This window comes from Spirillospora sp. NPDC000708, from assembly GCF_040299565.1.
GTDB lineage: Bacteria > Actinomycetota > Actinomycetes > Streptosporangiales > Streptosporangiaceae > Spirillospora.
The window spans coordinates 47,834-64,994 of the sequence record NZ_JBEPCJ010000029.1; the positions used below are offsets into that span (position 1 = coordinate 47,834).

At 74.8% G+C, this 17,161-nt stretch carries 17 protein-coding genes; 10 read left to right on the forward strand and 7 right to left on the reverse strand.

The genetic code is table 11. The annotated features are described in order from the left end of the window. Window positions 1-7: 7 nt before the first annotated feature. The 4 genes from ABT299_RS21640 to ABT299_RS21655 form a co-directional block, all read right to left on the reverse strand. The gene (locus tag ABT299_RS21640; RefSeq protein ID WP_190856504.1) at window positions 8-868 is read right to left on the reverse strand and encodes a DUF4253 domain-containing protein; all 861 of its coding nucleotides are present in this window, start codon (window positions 866-868) and stop codon (window positions 8-10) included. Between the two features lie 123 nt (window positions 869-991). After that, the gene (locus ABT299_RS21645; RefSeq protein WP_190856505.1) at window positions 992-1,174 is read right to left on the reverse strand and encodes a hypothetical protein; all 183 of its coding nucleotides are present in this window, start codon (window positions 1,172-1,174) and stop codon (window positions 992-994) included. A gap of 14 nt (window positions 1,175-1,188) precedes the next feature. Continuing rightward, window positions 1,189-3,630: an ABC transporter permease gene (locus tag ABT299_RS21650; protein WP_500251787.1), complete on the reverse strand. Its 2,442-nt coding sequence runs from the start codon at window positions 3,628-3,630 to the stop codon at window positions 1,189-1,191. Next, on the reverse strand, window positions 3,627-4,358 hold the full coding sequence (locus ABT299_RS21655; RefSeq protein ID WP_206699941.1) for an ABC transporter ATP-binding protein: 732 nt from the start codon (window positions 4,356-4,358) through the stop codon (window positions 3,627-3,629). Before ABT299_RS21655 ends, ABT299_RS21650 begins: the two co-directional genes overlap by 4 nt. 188 nt (window positions 4,359-4,546) lie before the next feature. Here ABT299_RS21655 and ABT299_RS21660 point away from each other — a divergent pair, with 188 nt between their 5' ends. Genes ABT299_RS21660 through ABT299_RS21670 form a run of 3 tightly spaced genes read left to right on the forward strand, consistent with a single transcriptional unit; the run spans window position 4,547 to window position 6,935 of the window. Continuing rightward, window positions 4,547-5,776, forward strand: a complete 1,230-nt coding sequence (locus tag ABT299_RS21660) for a sensor histidine kinase (protein ID WP_500251788.1) — start codon at window positions 4,547-4,549, stop codon at window positions 5,774-5,776. After that, on the forward strand, window positions 5,764-6,402 hold the full coding sequence (locus ABT299_RS21665; RefSeq protein ID WP_190856508.1) for a LuxR C-terminal-related transcriptional regulator: 639 nt from the start codon (window positions 5,764-5,766) through the stop codon (window positions 6,400-6,402). Before ABT299_RS21660 ends, ABT299_RS21665 begins: the two co-directional genes overlap by 13 nt. After that, window positions 6,399-6,935, forward strand: a complete 537-nt coding sequence (locus ABT299_RS21670; RefSeq protein ID WP_500251789.1) for an NUDIX domain-containing protein — start codon at window positions 6,399-6,401, stop codon at window positions 6,933-6,935. Before ABT299_RS21665 ends, ABT299_RS21670 begins: the two co-directional genes overlap by 4 nt. Here ABT299_RS21670 and ABT299_RS21675 read toward each other — a convergent pair. Continuing rightward, complete coding sequence (locus tag ABT299_RS21675; RefSeq protein WP_387030609.1) at window positions 6,883-8,217, reverse strand: aminotransferase class I/II-fold pyridoxal phosphate-dependent enzyme; 1,335 nt, start codon at window positions 8,215-8,217, stop codon at window positions 6,883-6,885. The genes ABT299_RS21670 and ABT299_RS21675 overlap by 53 nt on opposite strands. A 129-nt stretch (window positions 8,218-8,346) precedes the next feature. Between ABT299_RS21675 and ABT299_RS21680 the strand changes: the two genes are divergently transcribed. The 5 genes from ABT299_RS21680 to ABT299_RS21700 are packed head-to-tail and all read left to right on the forward strand — an operon-like array spanning window position 8,347 to window position 12,799. Next, on the forward strand, window positions 8,347-9,285 hold the full coding sequence (locus ABT299_RS21680) for a substrate-binding domain-containing protein (RefSeq protein WP_387030607.1): 939 nt from the start codon (window positions 8,347-8,349) through the stop codon (window positions 9,283-9,285). After that, entirely contained in the window at window positions 9,282-10,091 is an 810-nt protein-coding gene (locus tag ABT299_RS21685) for a nitrilase-related carbon-nitrogen hydrolase (protein ID WP_500251790.1), read from the forward strand. The genes ABT299_RS21680 and ABT299_RS21685 overlap by 4 nt, the downstream gene beginning before the upstream one ends. Continuing rightward, window positions 10,088-11,038: an ABC transporter substrate-binding protein gene (locus ABT299_RS21690; RefSeq protein WP_500251791.1), complete on the forward strand. Its 951-nt coding sequence runs from the start codon at window positions 10,088-10,090 to the stop codon at window positions 11,036-11,038. The genes ABT299_RS21685 and ABT299_RS21690 overlap by 4 nt, the downstream gene beginning before the upstream one ends. Before the next feature lie 13 nt (window positions 11,039-11,051). Next, a complete protein-coding gene (locus tag ABT299_RS21695; RefSeq protein ID WP_500251817.1) occupies window positions 11,052-11,990 on the forward strand; it encodes an amino acid ABC transporter permease in 939 nt (312 codons plus the stop codon). A gap of 56 nt (window positions 11,991-12,046) precedes the next feature. Next, window positions 12,047-12,799 (forward strand): amino acid ABC transporter ATP-binding protein, encoded by a 753-nt coding sequence (locus tag ABT299_RS21700; RefSeq protein ID WP_190856602.1) that lies wholly within the window; start codon window positions 12,047-12,049, stop codon window positions 12,797-12,799. 79 nt (window positions 12,800-12,878) lie between these two features. Here ABT299_RS21700 and ABT299_RS21705 read toward each other — a convergent pair whose 3' ends face one another. Then, complete coding sequence (locus ABT299_RS21705) at window positions 12,879-13,547, reverse strand: TetR/AcrR family transcriptional regulator (protein WP_500251792.1); 669 nt, start codon at window positions 13,545-13,547, stop codon at window positions 12,879-12,881. A gap of 73 nt (window positions 13,548-13,620) precedes the next feature. Here ABT299_RS21705 and ABT299_RS21710 point away from each other — a divergent pair, with 73 nt between their 5' ends. Then, window positions 13,621-15,198 (forward strand): ABC-F family ATP-binding cassette domain-containing protein, encoded by a 1,578-nt coding sequence (locus tag ABT299_RS21710; RefSeq protein ID WP_500251793.1) that lies wholly within the window; start codon window positions 13,621-13,623, stop codon window positions 15,196-15,198. Between the two features lie 84 nt (window positions 15,199-15,282). Continuing rightward, entirely contained in the window at window positions 15,283-16,161 is an 879-nt protein-coding gene (locus ABT299_RS21715; protein ID WP_500251794.1) for an alpha/beta hydrolase, read from the forward strand. Here ABT299_RS21715 and ABT299_RS21720 read toward each other — a convergent pair whose 3' ends face one another. Beyond that, on the reverse strand, window positions 16,162-17,091 hold the full coding sequence (locus tag ABT299_RS21720; protein WP_190856516.1) for a LysR substrate-binding domain-containing protein: 930 nt from the start codon (window positions 17,089-17,091) through the stop codon (window positions 16,162-16,164). It abuts the gene before it with no gap. Between the last annotated feature and the right edge of the window lie 70 nt (window positions 17,092-17,161).

Below are 17,161 nucleotides of genomic sequence, written 5' to 3' on the forward strand. Positions count from 1 at the left end.
CGCGCCTCTAGTCCCACCAGAACGACCAGTGCGTCTTGCCCCGGATCTCCTCGGCGTAGCCGGCGAGGGTGCCCGGCCCCTGGAAGAGGATGTCGGGGCAGAACGCCCAGTGCTCCGCCGCGACGTGCACCGCGTGGCGGGTCGTCACGGGCGGCGCGGCGACGCTCAGGTCCAGCGTGTTGAACCCGAGCCCGACGACGCGCGCGCCGAACCGCTCCTCCCAGCCCCGCAGGACGGCGGCGAGCGGCGCGGTCCACTCGTTGTGGTTCAGCGCGCCCTGCCAGCCCACCGCGGCGATCGCGTCGGCGCCGCGCTCGACCGCGACCAGCCCGAGGGACGGTCCCCGCGCGCCGAGGGCGCGGGCGTACCGGTCGGCGACGGCGTCCGGATCGTCCAGCAGGGTGCCGGCGGGGGCGGGGCCAGGGCAGTGTCGCCCGAACGGGGCCAGGTCGTCGTGGTCCTCGTCGGCGGCCTGCTCCGCCCAGTCGGCCCACACCTCGTAGAGGAACGCGTCGGGCGAGTAGTTGCCGATCTCCGCCACCGGCTCCGGCGCGATCTGCCCGGACGCCCACGGCTGGTCGGTCTCGTCGAGCAGCAGCGGCCACAGGCCGGACCGGGAGTGCTCGGCGCGCAGCCGGCCCCACAGCTCGCCGTGCACGGGCTCGTCGCTCAGCCAGAAGGCGGGCCGCATCAGCGACTGCCGCTGCGGGTAGCCGGGGTCCGGCCACACCACGTCCCCTTCGGGGAGCGACACCGACAGCGTCCGCCCGGCGGCGCCGTCCGCGCCCGGGCCGGCGCCGTCCGCGCCGTCGGCGAACAGCTGCGGGAGGTTGCCCGGCAGGTGCCGCCGGATCTCGACATCATCCATTTCACGCCGTTCCGGTACAGAGCATGCCAACGGGATCTTGGCACTCCGAGATGGTAACGGCGGTGCGGGCCGCCCGGGGGACGAGCCGGAGGTTCGGTCGGCCGGGGCGGCCCGCACGGGGTGTCAGCGTTCCCGGCGGCGGCCGCGCAGGAGGTAGTCGAGGACGACGGCGAGGACGCCGAGCCCGGTGAGGACGCTGACGGGGATCTCCAGCCAGGTGCCCTTGAGCGTGATGTTGGAGACCACGTTCACGGCCAGGAACAGGCCGAACAGGGTCCAGCGGGCGGTGTTGCCGGTGCCGTTCATGATGTGCGCGCCTTTCACGGGAGTTTCGGGGAGCTGCGCCGGCGGAGCATCGCCCGGGCCGGCAGGAGGATGGCGGCGGCGCCGGAGCCAGCCACGGTCGCGAGGATCGCCGCGCAGGTCAGCGGGGACACCGCGGGCAGCGGCAGCCCGGTGACCGCCGTCGCGAACGCGGGGACGACCACGGCGACGATGAGGGAGCCGGCGGCGGCGCCGGTGCCGAGCACGATGAGCGCCTCCAGGCGCAGCATCCGCAGCACCTGCCGGCGGGTCGCGCCGACGAGCCGCAGCAGCGCGAACTCGCGGCGCCGCGCCGCGGTCGCCAGCGCCAGCGTCGTGACGAGCCCGATGACGATGAACCCGGCGATCGCGCCGACGACGACGTAGTTGATGAACCCCTGCAGCCTGGTCTCGTCCGACAGCCGGGCGCCGAAGGCGTCGCGGTCGACGGCCTGCGCGCCGAGGTACGCCGCCGTCACGGACCGGAGGTCGGCGTCCCCGCGGACGAGGACGTGGTCGTCGAGCGACGTGGACGAGTGCGCGGCGACCAGGTCGTGGGGGAGGAGGACGTCGCCGAAGCCGAGCCCCCGCTCGTACACCGCGACGACCCGGGCGTCGATCCGCGTGCCGTCGCCCAGCCACAGCGGCGTGGTGGAGCCGGCGTGGAGGCCGCCCGCGACGTCGCGGCTCAGGGCGACCGCGTCGCCGCGCAGCGCGCCGAACCCGCCCGAGGCGACCTTGGGGTCCATCGTGGCGGCGGCGTCCGCGCCCACCCCCTGGGCGGTCAGCGACCGCAGGTTCTTCTCGCCCAGCTCCTTCACGGCCATGACGACCGTGGTGCGCTTGACGGGCGTCGCGGCCGTGACGCCCGGGACGCGCCGCGCGGCGTCGGCCGCTCCCTGCGGCAGCCCCGGCCCGCTCGCCACGATGACCTGGTCGGCGCGGTTCCCGGCGGCGAACTGCGCGGTGGTCGCGTGGGCGATCGTCGACTGGGCGAAGAGCTGCACGCCGGCGAACGCGATGGCCAGCGCGACCGGCGTCATGATCGAGCCGGCGCGCAGCGCGGCGGCGCTCGCCGCGTGCCGGGCGAGCCGCCCCGCGACCGGGGACAGCGCGGCGGCGGCGCGTCCGAGGACCCGCTCGCCGGCCCGGGCCAGCAGCGGCCCGAGCAGCGCGACGGAGACGATCAGCGCCATGACCAGCCCGCCGAGCGAGGCGCTCGCGGTCGGCCCGGTCGTGACCGCCGCGACCCCGAGCGCGTTCGCGCCGGCGACGAGGAGGACCACGCCGGTGACGACGCGCCAGCGGGGCAGCCGCGCGGGCTCGGCGGCCGACTCGCCGAGGGCCTGCACCGGGCGGATCCGGGAGACGCGCAGCGAGGCGAGCAGCGCGGACGCGGTCGCGGCGAGGACCGTGACGGCGAGGGCGGCCAGCGCCGGCAGCGGGGTGAGCGAGAGCCCGAACCCGTCCGGGAGCACGCCCTTGCGGATCATCGCGGCGTGCATCGCCGCGCCCGCGCCGAGCGACAGGACGCCGCCGATCAGCCCGGCCGGAACGGCGGCGCGCGCGGTCTCCCGGACGAGCCGCCCCCGCACCTGCCAGGGCGTCGCGCCGACCGCGCGCAGCAGCGCGAACTCCCGCCCCCGCTCCCGCACCGACAGCGCGATCAGCCCGCCGACGACGACCAGCGCGGTCATGACGGCGACGCCGCCGAACGACCCCGCGATCTCCACGATGTCGGGCCGCGCGGTGGCGACGGCGCGGTCCTCGGCGTCGCCGCGCGCCGCGCCGGTCGCGACGGTCAGGCCGGGCGCCGCCTTGCGCAGCGCGGCCGCGTCCGGCTTCCCGTGGGTGAGCACCGCCAGGGCGTCGGCCTGCCCGGGGTGCCCGTTCAACGCCGTCGCGGTCGCGGTGGTGAAGAACGCCGCCGCGGGTCCGGACGACACCAGTCCGGTGACCCGGTAGGCGCGGGGCGCGCCGCCGGCCTGCAACCGGACGGTCGAGCCCGTCCGGGCACCGGCCGAACGGCTCAGCACCACCTCGTCCGGCCCCTGGGGCGCCCGGCCCTCGCTCAGCTCGTAGGGCCGCAGCGCGGCCGACTCCCAGCCGTGGCCCGTCACCGCGCGCCCGGTGGACGTCAGGACGGGGAACGACACGTCCGCGACCACCGCCCGTACGCCCGGCACCGACCGGAGCGGACCGGCCGCCGCGACCGGGACCCGCGCGCGCTCCGCGAGGGGCCTGCTCTGCGTCTCCGGATCGTCGCCGACCCGCTTCATCCGCTGGGTCACCTTCTGCGGACCCGTCACGACCGCGTCCGCCGCGGCGTACCGGTCCACCGGCGCGTGCGCGCGCAGCGCCGACTCCAGCAAGACCCCGCACGCCCCGACCAGGACCGCCGCGAACAGCAGCGCCGCGAAGACGCCCGCGAACGCGCCCTTCCCTTCCAGCCTCTTCACAGTGACTCCCACCGGTTCATCACGGCCGCGACGGAGGGCGCGGACAGCTCGTCGACGATCCGGCCGCCGCTGAGGAACAGCACCGAGTCGGCGGTCGCGGCGGCCAGCGGATCGTGGGTGACCAGCACGACCGTCTGCCCGGTCAGGTCCGCGGCCTCGCGCAGCAGCCGCAGCACGCCGCGGGCCGACCGCGGGTCGAGCGCGCCGGTCGGCTCGTCGGCGAACACCACTTCGGGGCGGGTGATCAGCGCGCGGGCGACCGCGGCGCGCTGCTGCTGCCCGCCCGACAGCTCCGCCGGGCGGTGCCGCAGCCGGTCCGCCAGCCCGACCCGGCGCACCACCTCCTCCAGCCACGCGGGATCGGGCTCCGCGCCGCCGAGCCGCAGCGGGAGCGTGATGTTCTGCTCCACGTCCATGGACGGGATCAGGTTGAACGCCTGGAACACGAACCCGATCCGCTCGCGGCGCAGCCGGGTCAGCTTCGCCTCGCCGAGCCGGCCGAGGTCGGTCCCGGCGATCCGGACCGTCCCGGCGGTCGGCCGGTCCAGGCCGGACGCGCAGTGCAGGAACGTGCTCTTGCCCGAGCCCGACGGCCCCATCACCGCCGTGAACCCGCCGCGCGGGAACGTCCAGGTGACGTCGTCCAGCGCCCGCACCGCGCCGTAGGTCCTGGTGACCGACTCCAGGCGCACCGCCACCGCGGTCGCCTCGGCCGTCATCGTCGTCATGCTCGCCCTCCGTGGGAAACCCGCTCTCACCAGGACGAACCTAGGTTCCGGGGCGGCCCGGCCACATCGGTGCGCACTCCCCGATCGATGGTGTAGCGGGCTACACCATCGGCATGGGAGCCGGCCCGGATGCGCCGCGCGGCGCGCTCACATAGCGTGTGCCGAGAGGCGACATGACAAGGGCACAGATGAGCGTGACGGCGGCGCTGCGGCGCAGCGCGGAGGCGACGGGCCGCCTGGTGGGCGCGCTGCGCATCACCGTGCCCGCGCTGCTCGGCGTGGCGCCCCTGCTCGTGTTCCTCGCCCTGCTGGTCGTCGCGCTGCCGTGGCTGCCGGACGCGGTGAAGCCGCTGCGCGCGCTCGCGAACGCCGAACGCCGCCGAGCCGGGCAGGTGCTCGGCCGGGAGATCCCCGAGCCGTACCCGCCCCGCGAGGACGCGGGCCTGGGGGAGGCGCGCCGGATCGTGCGGTCGCCGGCGCTGTGGCGGGACATCGCGTGGATGGCCGCGCACGGCTACAGCGGCCTGGTGATGGCGGTGATGGCGGTCGGGCTCTGGCCGGCGATCCCGTACGCGGCGTCGATACCGCTGTGGTGGTGGGCCGCGCCGAAGGGCTCGGTGGCGGCGTTCGTGGACCTGTACACCTGGCCGCAGGCGCTCACGTTCCCGTTCCTCCAGGCGGGCCTGGACCTGGCGGCGCTGCTCTGGCTGGTGCCGCGGTTCGTGCGCTGGCAGGCCCGGCTGGCCGAGGTGCTGCTGCGCCCCACCCGGCGCACCAGCCTCACCGAGCGGGTGGAGGAGCTCACCGAGACCCGCGCCGAGGCGCTGGAGGCGCACGGCGCCGAGCTGCGCCGCATCGAGCGCGACCTGCACGACGGGACGCAGGCGCAGCTGGTCGCGGTCGCGCTGCGGCTCGGCCTCGCCGACCGCCGCTTCGACGCCGACCCGGCCGCCGCCCGCGCGCTGTTCCTGGAGGCCAGGGACGGCGTGGAGGAGGCGCTGACGCAGCTGCGGACCGTCATCCGCGGCGTGTACCCGCCGATCCTGTCCGACCGGGGCCTCGCCGGTGCCGTGCGCGCGCTCGCCGCCGGCCAGCACATCCCGGTCGAGATGGACCTCGACGAGGCCGGCCGAGCGCCCGCCGCCGTCGAGGCCGCCGCCTACTTCGTCGTCGCCGAGGCGCTCACCAACATCGCCAAGCACAGCGGCGCCCGCACCGCGTCCGTCACCGTCCGCCGCGAAGGGGCCCGGCTGCTGATCAGAGTGCGCGATGATGGCAAGGGCGGGGCCGACGCGGGCCGCGGCAGCGGCCTGGCGGGCATCCGCCGCCGGGTGGCCGCGCTCGACGGGACCACCCGCATCGACAGCCCCGACGGGGGAGGGACGACGCTGGAAGCGGACCTGCCGTGCGGATCGTGATCGCCGAGGACAACGTGCTGCTGCGCGAGGGCCTGGTGCTGCTGCTGACCTCCGACGGGCACGAGGTCGCCGCCGTCGCCGGCAGCGGCCCGGAGGTGCTGCCCGCGCTGCTGGAGCACCGGCCCGACGCCGCCGTCCTGGACGTCCGGCTCCCGCCCGGGTTCCGGGACGAGGGGCTCCGCGCCGCCATCGAGGCCCGCAAGCGGATCCCGGGGCTCCCGGTGCTGGTGCTGTCGCAGTACGTGGAGGAGACCTACGCCGCCGAGCTGCTGTCCGGGGGCGCGGAGGGCGTCGGGTACCTGCTCAAGGACCGGGTCAGCCGGGTCGACGAGTTCCTCGACGCGCTCGCCCGGGTCGCCGCCGGCGGCACCGCGCTGGACCCCGAGGTCGTCTCCCAGCTGATGACCGCCCGCAGCGACCCGCTGCGGGCCCTCACGCCCCGCGAACGCGAGGTGCTCGGGCTGATGGCGCAGGGCCTCGACAACGCGACGATCGCGACCACGCTCGTCATCACCGAGCGGTCGGTCAGCAAGCACATCGGCGCGGTGTTCGCCAAGCTCGGCCTGCCGCCCACCGACAGCGGCCACCGCCGCGTCCTGGCCGTCCTCGCCTACCTCAACTCATGACCGCCGCCCCCGAGTCCGCGCCCGCGCCCCGTCTGCGGCGGGCCGTCCGCGCGCTCCTGCTCGACGGCGGCGACCTGGTGCTGCTGCGCCGCACCCAGCCCGGCCGCGCCGTCTACTGGACGACCCCGGGCGGCAAGATCGAGCCGACCGACGCCGGCCCGGAGGCGGCGCTGCGCCGGGAGCTGGACGAGGAGCTCGGCGCGACCGCCGGCCCCGTCCGGCAGGTGTTCGCGTGCGCCGAGCAGACGCCGGAACTGCACCGCCTCAACGTCTTCTACGTCTGCCGGCTCGTCACGATGGACCTGTCGCGCCGCCACGGCCCCGAGTTCGACGACCCGTCCAACGGACGGTACGACGTCGACCGCTTCCCGTGCACGCCGGCGGGCCTGGCGCCGGTCGACCTCATCCCGGAGACGCTGGGCGCCTACCTCCAGATGCACGCCGAGGACCTTCCGGGCCTGGTCCCCGGCGCCGCCCCGGTCAGTGCGGACGCGCCGCCAGCGCCACGAGGTCGGCCAGCTCCGCGACGCTGAGCGGGGCGTCGGGGAGGCGGCCGGTCGCGATCCGGACGTGGGCGCCCGCCGGGACGATCTGGTACCGGCTGCCCGGGACGGCCGCGACCCCGTGCGCCGCGAGCGTGACCAGGGCCGCGGACTCGTCGGCGACCGGGACCCACAGCATCAGCCCGTCCCGGTTGCCGGTCCGGACGCCGCGCTCGGCGAGCGCGGACGCGAGGCCCTCGCGCCGTTCGGCGTAGGCGGCGCGGGCCCGGTCGACGGCCGCGACGGCCGCGGGATCGGTCAGCAGGTGCGCCAGCGCGTCCTGGAGGATGCGGCTCGTCCAGCCCGTCCCGAAGCTGCGCAGGACGCGGACGCGCTCCACCGGCTCCGCCGCGCCGCCGATCACGGCGAGGCGCAGGTCCGGGCCGTGGGACTTGGAGTAGGAGCGGACGAGCACGGTGCGCTCGGGCAGGTGCGCGCCGACGCTGACCGCCGGCGACGACGACACCTCGCCGGTGCCGTCGTCCTCGACGGCGAGCGTGTTGGTCGGGGCGAGCAGCTCGGCGAGGGCCGCCGCGCGGGCCGGGGTCAGCGCGTGCCCGCGCGGGGTGTGGGCGCGGGGCTGGTAGACGAACGCGGCGGGCCCGGTGGCGAGCGCCTCGGCGAGCGCGTCCGGCTCGGGGCCCTCGTCGTCGCAGGCGACCGGCACGACCTCGGCGCCCTGCGCCTCCAGGATGTCGAGCAGGCGGGCGCCGGTCGGGTCCTCGACGGCGACGCGGTCGCCGGGCACGGCGACGGTCTGGCAGACGAGCTGGACGCCCTCGTAGCCGCCGCCGACGGCGAGCATCCCCGCGGGCGGGAACGGCCAGGCGGGTTCGACGGCCGCGCGCAGTGCCGGGGTGATCGTCTCCCGGGTGTAGTCGTTCAGCCGCGCGGTGCGGGCGCCCGCGGCGAGCGCGGCGTCCAGCGGCGGCAGCAGCGCGGGGTCGGGCGCGGCGATCGCGAGGTCGACGGCCAGCCGGTTGCCGAACTCGCCGATGCGCTCGTAGCGGGCGGGGTGCGGGATGTTGGGCGGGCCGATCACGACCGTGCCGCGGCGCCGCTGCGCGCTGACGACGCGGTGCCGGCGCAGCGTCGACCAGGCGTCGGCGACCGTGCCCGGGCTGACCCCGAGCTCGGCGGCCAGCCCCCGCACGGTCGGCAGCCGCGTCCCGGCGGGGAGCTCCCCGCTGCGGATCAGGGTGGTCATCGAGGCGGCGATGCCCCGGGCCGTGCGGTCGCCGATGCGCTCGGCCAGCCATGCCGCGTCGATCACGTTACCCTCGCGCAAAGCTTTGTGTAGTAACAAAACACCCATTGTACGCGGTACAAACGCGCCCTAAAGTCGGGTCCCATCGCGCCCCGAGCGCGACAAACCCCCTGTTACATGCGGAAATGGAGCGTTGTGCCGATTCCACGTATTCGCCTGGCGCTGCGGGACTGGGACCATCTCGTCCCGCTGCTCACCGGCCGGGTGCGCGCCCGCGGCGTGGCGCTGGAGATCGAGACCCGGGAGATCACCCCGGACGTCCTCGCCGAACCCGGGCTCGACGGCGGCGAGACGTCCTTCAGCCGCTACGCCCTCGGGCGCGGTGACGGCGACGAGCGGCTCGCCGGGCTGCCGGTGTTCGTGATGCGCGGCTTCCGGCAGCGCTGCGTGCTCGTCCGGAACGACAGCGACCTCGCCGCGCCGCGCGACCTGGCCGGGGCGACGATCGGGCTGACCGGCTGGCCCGACTCCGGCAACACCTGGACCCGGGCGCTGCTGCGCGCCGAGGGCGTCGACCTGTCGGCGATCCGGTGGCGCGTCGGGCCGCTCGCCGCCGGCGAGACCGGCAAGGACCGGCTCGGCGCGCGCCCGCTGCCCGCCAACGTGCGGGTCGCGGACCGGTCGCTGATCGACGGCCTCGCCGATGGCGCCTTCGATGCCGTGTTCACCCCGTTCATGCCGCCGGAGATGTTCACCGGGCACAGCCGGTTCCGGCACCTGTACGAGGACCACCGCCGGGCCGAGAAGGAGTACTTCGCCCGCACCGGCTTCGTCCCCGGCATCCACATCCTCGCGCTCAAGCGGGAGGTCGCGGACGAGCACCCGTGGCTCCCCGAGGTGCTGCAGGACGCCTTCGAGGAGTCCAAGCGGGTGTGGCTCCAGCGCCGCCGGCTGCTCACCGACACCACGCCCTGGCTGCTGGACGAGCTGGAGACCCAGGCGCGCCTCTTCGGCGACGACTGGATGCCGTACGGCGCCGGCGCCAACGCCGCGATGGTCGCGGCGTTCTGCGAAGAACTGTACGAGCAGGGCATCGCGCCCCGCCCCATCAAGGCCGAGGAGGTCTTCGCGTGAGGATCGCCGTGGGCCAGTTCGCCTCCACCGAGGACTGGCAGACCAACCTCAAGACCTGCATGACGCTCATCGACGGCGCCGTGGAGGGCGGCGCGGACCTCCTCGTCCTGCCCGAGGACTCCCTCGCCCTGTTCATCGACGAGCCGGACCGGATCGCCGAGGCCGCGCAGCCGCTCGACGGCCCGTTCGTCACGGGCCTGCTGGAGCACACCGCCGGCTCGCGCACCACCGTCGTCGTCGGCGTCCACGAGCCCGCCGGGGACGGCAAGGTGCACAACACCCTCGCCGCGATCCGCGACGGCGGGATCGTCGCCGTCTACCGGAAGGTCCACCTGTACGACGCGTTCGGCGCGCGGGAGTCCGACCGGGTCCGCCCCGGCGACGGCGAGCCGGTCGTGTTCGACTGCGCCGGCTGGCGGGTGGGGCTCATGACCTGCTACGACGTAAGATTCCCGGAAACGGCCAGGCTGCTGGTCGACGCGGGCGCCGAGGTGCTCGCCCTGCCGGCGGCCTGGGTGCGCGGCCCCGCCAAGGAGCGGCACTGGGAGGTCATGGTCGCCGCCCGGGCGCTGGAGAACACCTGCTACGTGGCGGCCTCCGGCGAGTGCGGCCGCCGCAACATCGGCGCGAGCATGGTCGTCGACCCGCTCGGCACCGTCCGCGACCGGCTCGCCGACCGGCCCGGGCTGCTGTGGGCGGTCGCCGACCGCGAGGAGCTCGACGAGGCCCGGCGCAGGCTGCCGGTGCTCGCGAACCGGCGCTTCCGCGTCGACCCGTCCATCCGGCCCAGAGAGGAGACGGCATGAGGGGCCGCATTGCGCTCTCCACCGCTCTCGCGGGCGCGCTGCTCGCCGCGACGGCCGCGTGCGGCGCGAACCCGCCCGAGGCCGAGGGGATCCTCGGCGGCGGCAAGTCCGCGCAGGGCGTCAAGGAGGCCGACCTCCGCCAGACCGTCGACCATGCGTTGCACGACGCGCTGCCCGCCAAGAACAAGGCGTCCGGCAAGCTGGTCTCGGTCAACAACGGCTCGTTCCCGCCGTACGAGATCGCCGGGTCGGACGGCCGCTCGCTGTCGGGGGCGTCCGCCGACCTCGCCACCGCGCTCAGCCAGCTGCTCGGCGTGAAGATCGAGCACGTCACCGTGGACGGGCTGCCGAGCGAGCTGACCGGCATCAAGGCCGGCCGGTACGACTTCGCGCTCGGCCCGATCGGCGACTTCCCCGAGCGGGAGGGCGACAACGTCTTCGTCGACTGGGTGCGCGAGTTCGTCGTCTTCGCCGTCCCGAAGGGCAACCCGAAGCACATCGGGTCCATCGCCGACACCTGCGGGCTGAAGATCTCGGTGATGGCGGGCGGCTCGGCCGAGGACGTCGTCAAGAAGCAGTCGGGGACGTGCGTCCAGCAGGGCAGGCCGGCCGTGCAGGTCCAGTCGTACAAGGACCAGCCGACCGCGACCCTCGCCGTCCGCTCGCACCGCGCCGACGCCTTCTTCTCCTCGCAGGCGCCGCTCGGCTACTTCGTCAAGCAGTCCGGCGACGACCTGCAGCTCGCGGGCACCGGCAAGGCCAACGGCTTCGGCGACCTGTACCAGGGCGCCGTCGTGGCCAAGGACTCGCCGCTCAAGGACGTCCTGCTGCGGGCGCTGCGCAAGCTCGTGGAGAACGGCACCTACAAGAAGGTCATGACCGAATGGGGCCTGACCGCGAACATGCTCGACGCGCCGGGCGTGAACCTGGCGCCCAGGGAGGGGTGAACCGGCGGTGACCATGACCGAGAAGCGCTCCGGCGACACCGTCGCCGACGTCGACGTGGCGGGCGCCGCGCACGTCCGGCACCCGCTGCGGTGGGTGGCCTCGCTGGTCGTGCTGGTCCTCGCGGCCCAGTTCGCGCACCTGCTGTGGACCAACGACAACTTCCAGTGGGACGTCGTCGGCCGCTACGTCAACGCCTCCCTCATCGGGGACGGCATCGCGATCACGCTGGAGCTGACCGTCATCGCGATGGCCGTCGGCATCGCGGGCGGGATCCTGCTCGCGGTCGGCCGGCTGTCGGACAACCCGCTGCTGCGCGCCGCGTGCGGGCTGTACGTGTGGTTCTTCCGCGGCATCCCCGTGCTGGTGCAGCTGGTGATCTGGTACAACCTGTCGGCGCTGCTGCCGCGCATCTCGGTCGGGATCCCGTTCGGCCCGGAGTTCGCGCACGGCAGCACCAACCAGCTCATCACCCCGCTGGTCGCGGCCATCCTCGGGCTCGGCCTGAACGAGGCCGCCTACATGGCCGAGATCATCCGCGGCGGGCTGCTCGCCGTCGACCCGGGCCAGACCGAGGCCGCGCAGGCGCTCGGGATGGGCGGCGTCCGCACGTTCCGCCGGATCGTGCTGCCGCAGGCGATGCGGTTCATCGTGCCGCCCACCGGCAGCCAGGTGATCAACATGCTGAAGGCGACCTCGCTGGTCAGCGTGATCGCGCTCGCCGACCTGCTCTACACCGTCCAGTCCATCTACAACCGGACGTTCCAGACCATCCCGCTGCTGCTCGTCGCCTGCCTCTGGTACCTGGTGATCACCTCGATCCTGTACGTCGGGCAGTCGTTCATCGAGCACCACTACGCGCGCGGCGCCATCCGCAACGCCCGGCAGGGCTTCTGGGACTTCGTCCTGATGCGGCGCCGCCGCCCCGTCCCGCCCCCGGAGGTGACCGCTTGAGCACGCTGGAGAAGGACGCGCCGCGGGAGAAGGAGGCGCCGCGCACCGGCGTCCCGATGGTCCGCGCCCGCGACGTCCGCAAGAGGTTCGGGCACCTGGAGGTGCTGAAGGGCGTCGACCTGGACGTGGACCCCGGCGAGGTCGTGGTGATCCTCGGGCCGTCCGGGTCCGGCAAGTCGACGTTCCTGCGGTGCGTCAACCACCTGGAGACCATCGACGGCGGCTCGGTGCACGTGGACGGCGAGCTGATCGGGTTCAGCGCGTCCGGCGGGAAGGTGCGGCACCTGCGAAAGCGGGACGTCACCCGGCAGCGCCGCGAGATCGGCATGGTGTTCCAGCAGTTCAACCTGTTCCCGCACCTGACCGTCCTGCAGAACGTCATCGAGGCGCCCACCGGCGTGCGCGGGGAGCCGCGCGCCAAGGCCCGCGAGCGGGCCCGCGAGCTGCTCGCCAAGGTCGGCCTGGCCGACAAGGCGGACGGTTACCCGCGGCAGCTGTCCGGCGGCCAGCAGCAGCGCGTCGCGATCGCCCGCGCGCTGGCGATGCGGCCGAAGCTGATGCTGTTCGACGAGCCGACGAGCGCGCTGGACCCCGAGCTGGTCGGCGACGTGCTGGAGACGATGAAGACCCTCGCCGAGGAGGGCCTCACCATGATCGTCGTCACGCACGAGATCGGCTTCGCGCGCGAGGTGGCCGACCGGGTGGTGTTCATGGACGGAGGCGTCGTCGTCGAGTCCGGACGGCCCGCCGACGTGCTCGACCACCCGTCCAACGAGCGCACGAAGGCGTTCCTCAGCAAGGTCCTCTGAGAACCGCCGCCCGCGCCCGGCCCCGCCTTCCGGGGCCGGGCGCGACGCGTTGTGCGGCACCGAACGCGGGACCGCCGGATCAGAGGCGCTGGGCGATCCCGTCCAGGAGGCAGTCGAGGCCGCGCGCGAACGCGTCGTCCCAGGCGTGGCCGCTGAGATGCCCGTGCTCGGCCAGGCTCGGGTAGCGGTCCCGCTCCCGGGCGAGGAGGCCGTCCGCCGCCTCGCGCGCCTCGTCGGCGCCGCCGGAGGCGACCTGCATCAGCGCGGAGCCGATGACGAAGTTGGCGAGCGCGTAGGCCGCCGCGACCAGGTCGGGTCCGGTGAGGCCCGCGCCGGCGAGCGCGGAGTGCAGGAACTCGGTGCGCGCCAGGACGTTCGGGCCCAGCAGCGGACGCCCGAGCACGGCGACCGACCAGGGGTGGCGGAGCATCGCCGCCCGCCAGCCGTGCACCAGCGAGGCCGCGTCCGCGCGCCAGCCGCCCCGCCCGCCCGAGGATCCGCCGGACGGCACCGCCACCTCGCCGAAGATCGTGTCGAGCGCGAGGTCCAGCACGTCGTCCTTGGTCTTGACATGCCAGTACAGCGTCGTGGACCCGGTGCCCAGACGCTCGGCGAGGCGGCGCATCGTCAGCCGGTCCGCCCCCTCCTCGTCCAGCAGCGCGACGGCCTCCGCGACGATCCGCCCGCGGCTCAGCGGCGGAGCCTCGCGCCGTGCGCGGTTCTCCCGCAGCCACACGCTCTCGGTCATGCGACCAGGCTAGTACATTGGGCGGGCACTAGATCAACGATCCGGTTCGTCGAACACTGTACGAGGAGGCGTGATGGGGCACATCGACGTGAGCCGCCTGACGTACCGGCTCCCGGACGGCCGGCCGCTGCTGGACGACGTCTCCTTCCGGATCGGCGAGGGGGCGAAGGGCGCGCTCGTCGGCCCGAACGGCGCGGGCAAGACCACGCTGCTGCGCCTGATCGCCGGGGACGTCGCGCCGTCGGCGGGGACCGTGACGAGCACCGGCGGGCTCGGGGTGATGCGGCAGTTCATCGGCGGCGTCCGGGACGACCGCACCGTCCGCGACCTGCTGCTGTCGGTGGCGCCCGCACCGGTCCGCGCCGCCGCGGCGGCGCTGGCGAGGGCGGAGCGGGACCTGGGCGAGAGCGAGGAGAGCCAGCTCGCCTACGCGCGGGCCATCGCCGACTACACCGACGCGGGCGGCTACGACATCGAGGTCGTCTGGGACACCTGCACGACCGCCGCGCTCGGCCTGCCCTTCGACCAGGCCGCGGCGCGCGGGGTGGCCACGCTGTCGGGAGGCGAGCAGAAGCGGCTCGTCCTGGAGGCGCTGCTGCGCGGCCCCGACGAGGTGCTCCTGCTCGACGAGCCCGACAACTACCTGGACGTGCCCGGCAAGGAGTGGCTGGCGGGACGGCTGCGCGCCACGGGCAAGACCGTCCTGCTGGTCTCGCACGACCGGCGGCTCCTCGCCGACACCGCCGACCGGATCGTCACGGTCGAGTCCCGCGACCTCTGGGTGCACGGCGGCGGGTTCGCCGGGTACGCGGCGGCGCGGCGGGAGCGCACCGGACGGCTGCACGAGCGGCGCCGCCGGTGGGACGAGGAGCACGCGCGGCTGAAACGCCTGGTCCACACGCTGCGGCAGCGGGCGGCGAACAACGACGCGGTCGCCTCGTCGTACCAGGCGGCGCGCACCCGGCTGCGCAGGTTCGAGGAGGCGGGGCCGCCGCGGAGCGCGCCGAAGGAGCAGAACGTGCGGATGCGGCTGCGCGGCGGCCGCACGGGCAAGCGCGCCCTGGTGTGCGCGTCGCTGGAGCTGACCGGCCTCGCCCGCCCCTTCGACCTGGAGGTCCGGTACGGGGAGCGGGTCGCGGTCCTGGGCTCGAACGGGTCGGGCAAGTCGACGTTCCTGCGCCTGCTCGCCGGGGCGGACGTGCCCCACCGCGGCGAGGCGCGGCTCGGCGCGCGGGTCGTCCCCGGCCACTTCGTCCAGACGCACGCGCGGCCCGACCTACGCGGCCGGACGCCCGCCGAGATCGTCATGACCGGGCACGCCCTGACCCGCAACGACGCGATGGCGGCGCTCGCCCGCTACGAGCTGGCGCCCACCGGGGCCCGGCCGTTCGAGACGCTGTCGGGCGGGCAGCAGGCGCGGCTGCAGATCCTGCTGCTGGAGCTGTCCGGCGCGACGCTCCTGCTGCTCGACGAACCGACCGACAACCTCGACCTCGCGAGCGCCGAGGCGCTGCAGGACGGGCTCGCGTCCTACTCCGGGACCGTCCTGGCCGTCACGCACGACCGCTGGTTCGCCGCCGACTTCGACCGGTACCTGGTGTTCGGCGCCGACGGACGGGTCACGGAGTCGGACGAGCCGGTGTGGGCATAGCGCGATGGTGATAGCGGCGGACGAGACGGGTATTTGATCGACCCGGCGCCGCGGGGGGAGGCTGGAGCGGACCGGGAGGGGTGGGTGGTCGTGGTCGACCTGGACGACTGGCCGGGCAGCGGGCTGAGCGACGAGGAACTGGACGTCGCCTACAACGTGCGGCGCAAGGCCGGGCCGGAGCTGTTCGAGCGGCACATGGCCCGGTACCGGGCCGAGTCGGAGGCGGCCGTGGACGGGCTGCCCGGTCACCCCGGGATCGTCTACGACGAGCCGAGCGGCGAGCGGCTGGACGTGTGGGGCGTCGGCGACGACGGCCTGCGCCCGGTGTTCGTGTTCCTGCACGGCGGCTACTGGATGGCGCTGTCGCGCGCCGAGTCCTCGTTCATGGCGCGTGCGCTCTACGAACAGGGGATCGCCACCGTCGTCCCTGACTACACCCTCGCGCCGAAGGCGACGCTGGAGGAGATCGTCCGGCAGGTGCGGGCGTCCATCGCCTGGGTCCACCGGCACGGCCGCGAGCACGGCCTCGACCCCGAGCGGATCGTGGTCGGCGGCAGCTCCGCCGGCGGGCACCTCACCGGCATGACGATGGTCGGCGGATGGCAGGAGGAGCTCGGGCTGCCCGCCGACGTGGTGAAGGCGGCCATGCCGTTCAGCGGGCTGTTCGACATCCGCCCGATCACCCGCGTCTACGTCAACGAGTACGTGAAGCTGGACGTGCCGCGGGCCGCGGCGCTCAGCCCGGCGCTGCTGCCGCGCGAGCGGCGCTGCCCGGCGGTCGTCGCGGTCGCCGAGCATGACGGCACCGGCTTCGTGGAGCAGTCGCGGAGGTTCGCGCCGCTGTGGGGCGCGGGCGAGGCGATGGTGGTGCCGGACCGCGACCACTTCGACGTGGTGCTCGACCTCGGCGACCCGGCGTCGGCGCCCTTCGAGGCGCTGCTCGGCCTGGTCCGCTCGCTGTGATCAGTCCTCCGCGATCTCCGCGGCCTCGCGGCGCAGGTGGTCGAGCATCAGCCGGGCCGACGGGGTCGGCGCGCGGTGCGCGGGCAGCGTGACCCCGACCTGCCGGCGGACGGTCTCCAGCGGCACCGGCAGCGGCGCGATGTCGTCGTCGGTCCGCGCGACCAGCTGCGGCAGCGCGGCGATCATGTCGGTGTCGCGGACCAGCGTCCGGACGGTCAGCACCGACGTGCACTCCACCAGGTCGCCGGGCGGCTCCAGGCCCTCGGCGCGGAACACCTGCTCCAGCTCGGCGCGCAGCGCGGTCTGCTCCAGCGGCAGCACCCACGGGTAGTCGAGCAGGTCGGCGAGCGAGAGGCCGGCGCGGGACCGGGCCGGATGGCCGTGCCGCGCCACCAGCCGGACCGGCTCGCCGTACAGGGTGATCTGGCGCAGCCCGCGCAGGTCGCCGATCGGGTTGAGGCGGCCGAGGATCAGGTCGATCTCGCCGTCCAGCAGTCGCGGCACCTGCGCGTCGAACGTGGCCTCCTGGACGATCACGGTGATGCCGGGGCGGTCCTTCTTCAGCGCCGCGATCGCGCGCGGCAGCAGCACGTTCGAGCCCGCCAGCAGGGTGCCGATGGTGACGGTGCCGACCTCGCCGTCGGCCAGCCCGGTGATCCGCTCGCCGGCGCGGCGCAGCTCGGCCAGCACGGCCCGGGCGTGCTCGACGAACGCGTCCCCGAACATCGTCGGCGTCACGCCGCGCGGGCCGCGGGTGAACAGCTCGACGCCGAGGATGTGCTCGACCTCGCGCAGGCTGCGCGTCACGGCGGGCTGCGCCAGCCGCAGGTGCTCGGCGGCGCGCAGCACGCTGCCCTGGTCGGCGATGGCGACCACGAGGACGAGGTGCCGCAGCTTGAGCCGCCCGTTGAGCAGGTCGATCGCGCGCATACCGCTTTGATATCACAGCATCGTGATAGCTCTGCGGATCTTTGGTATTTGCACGGCATAGCTCCGTGGG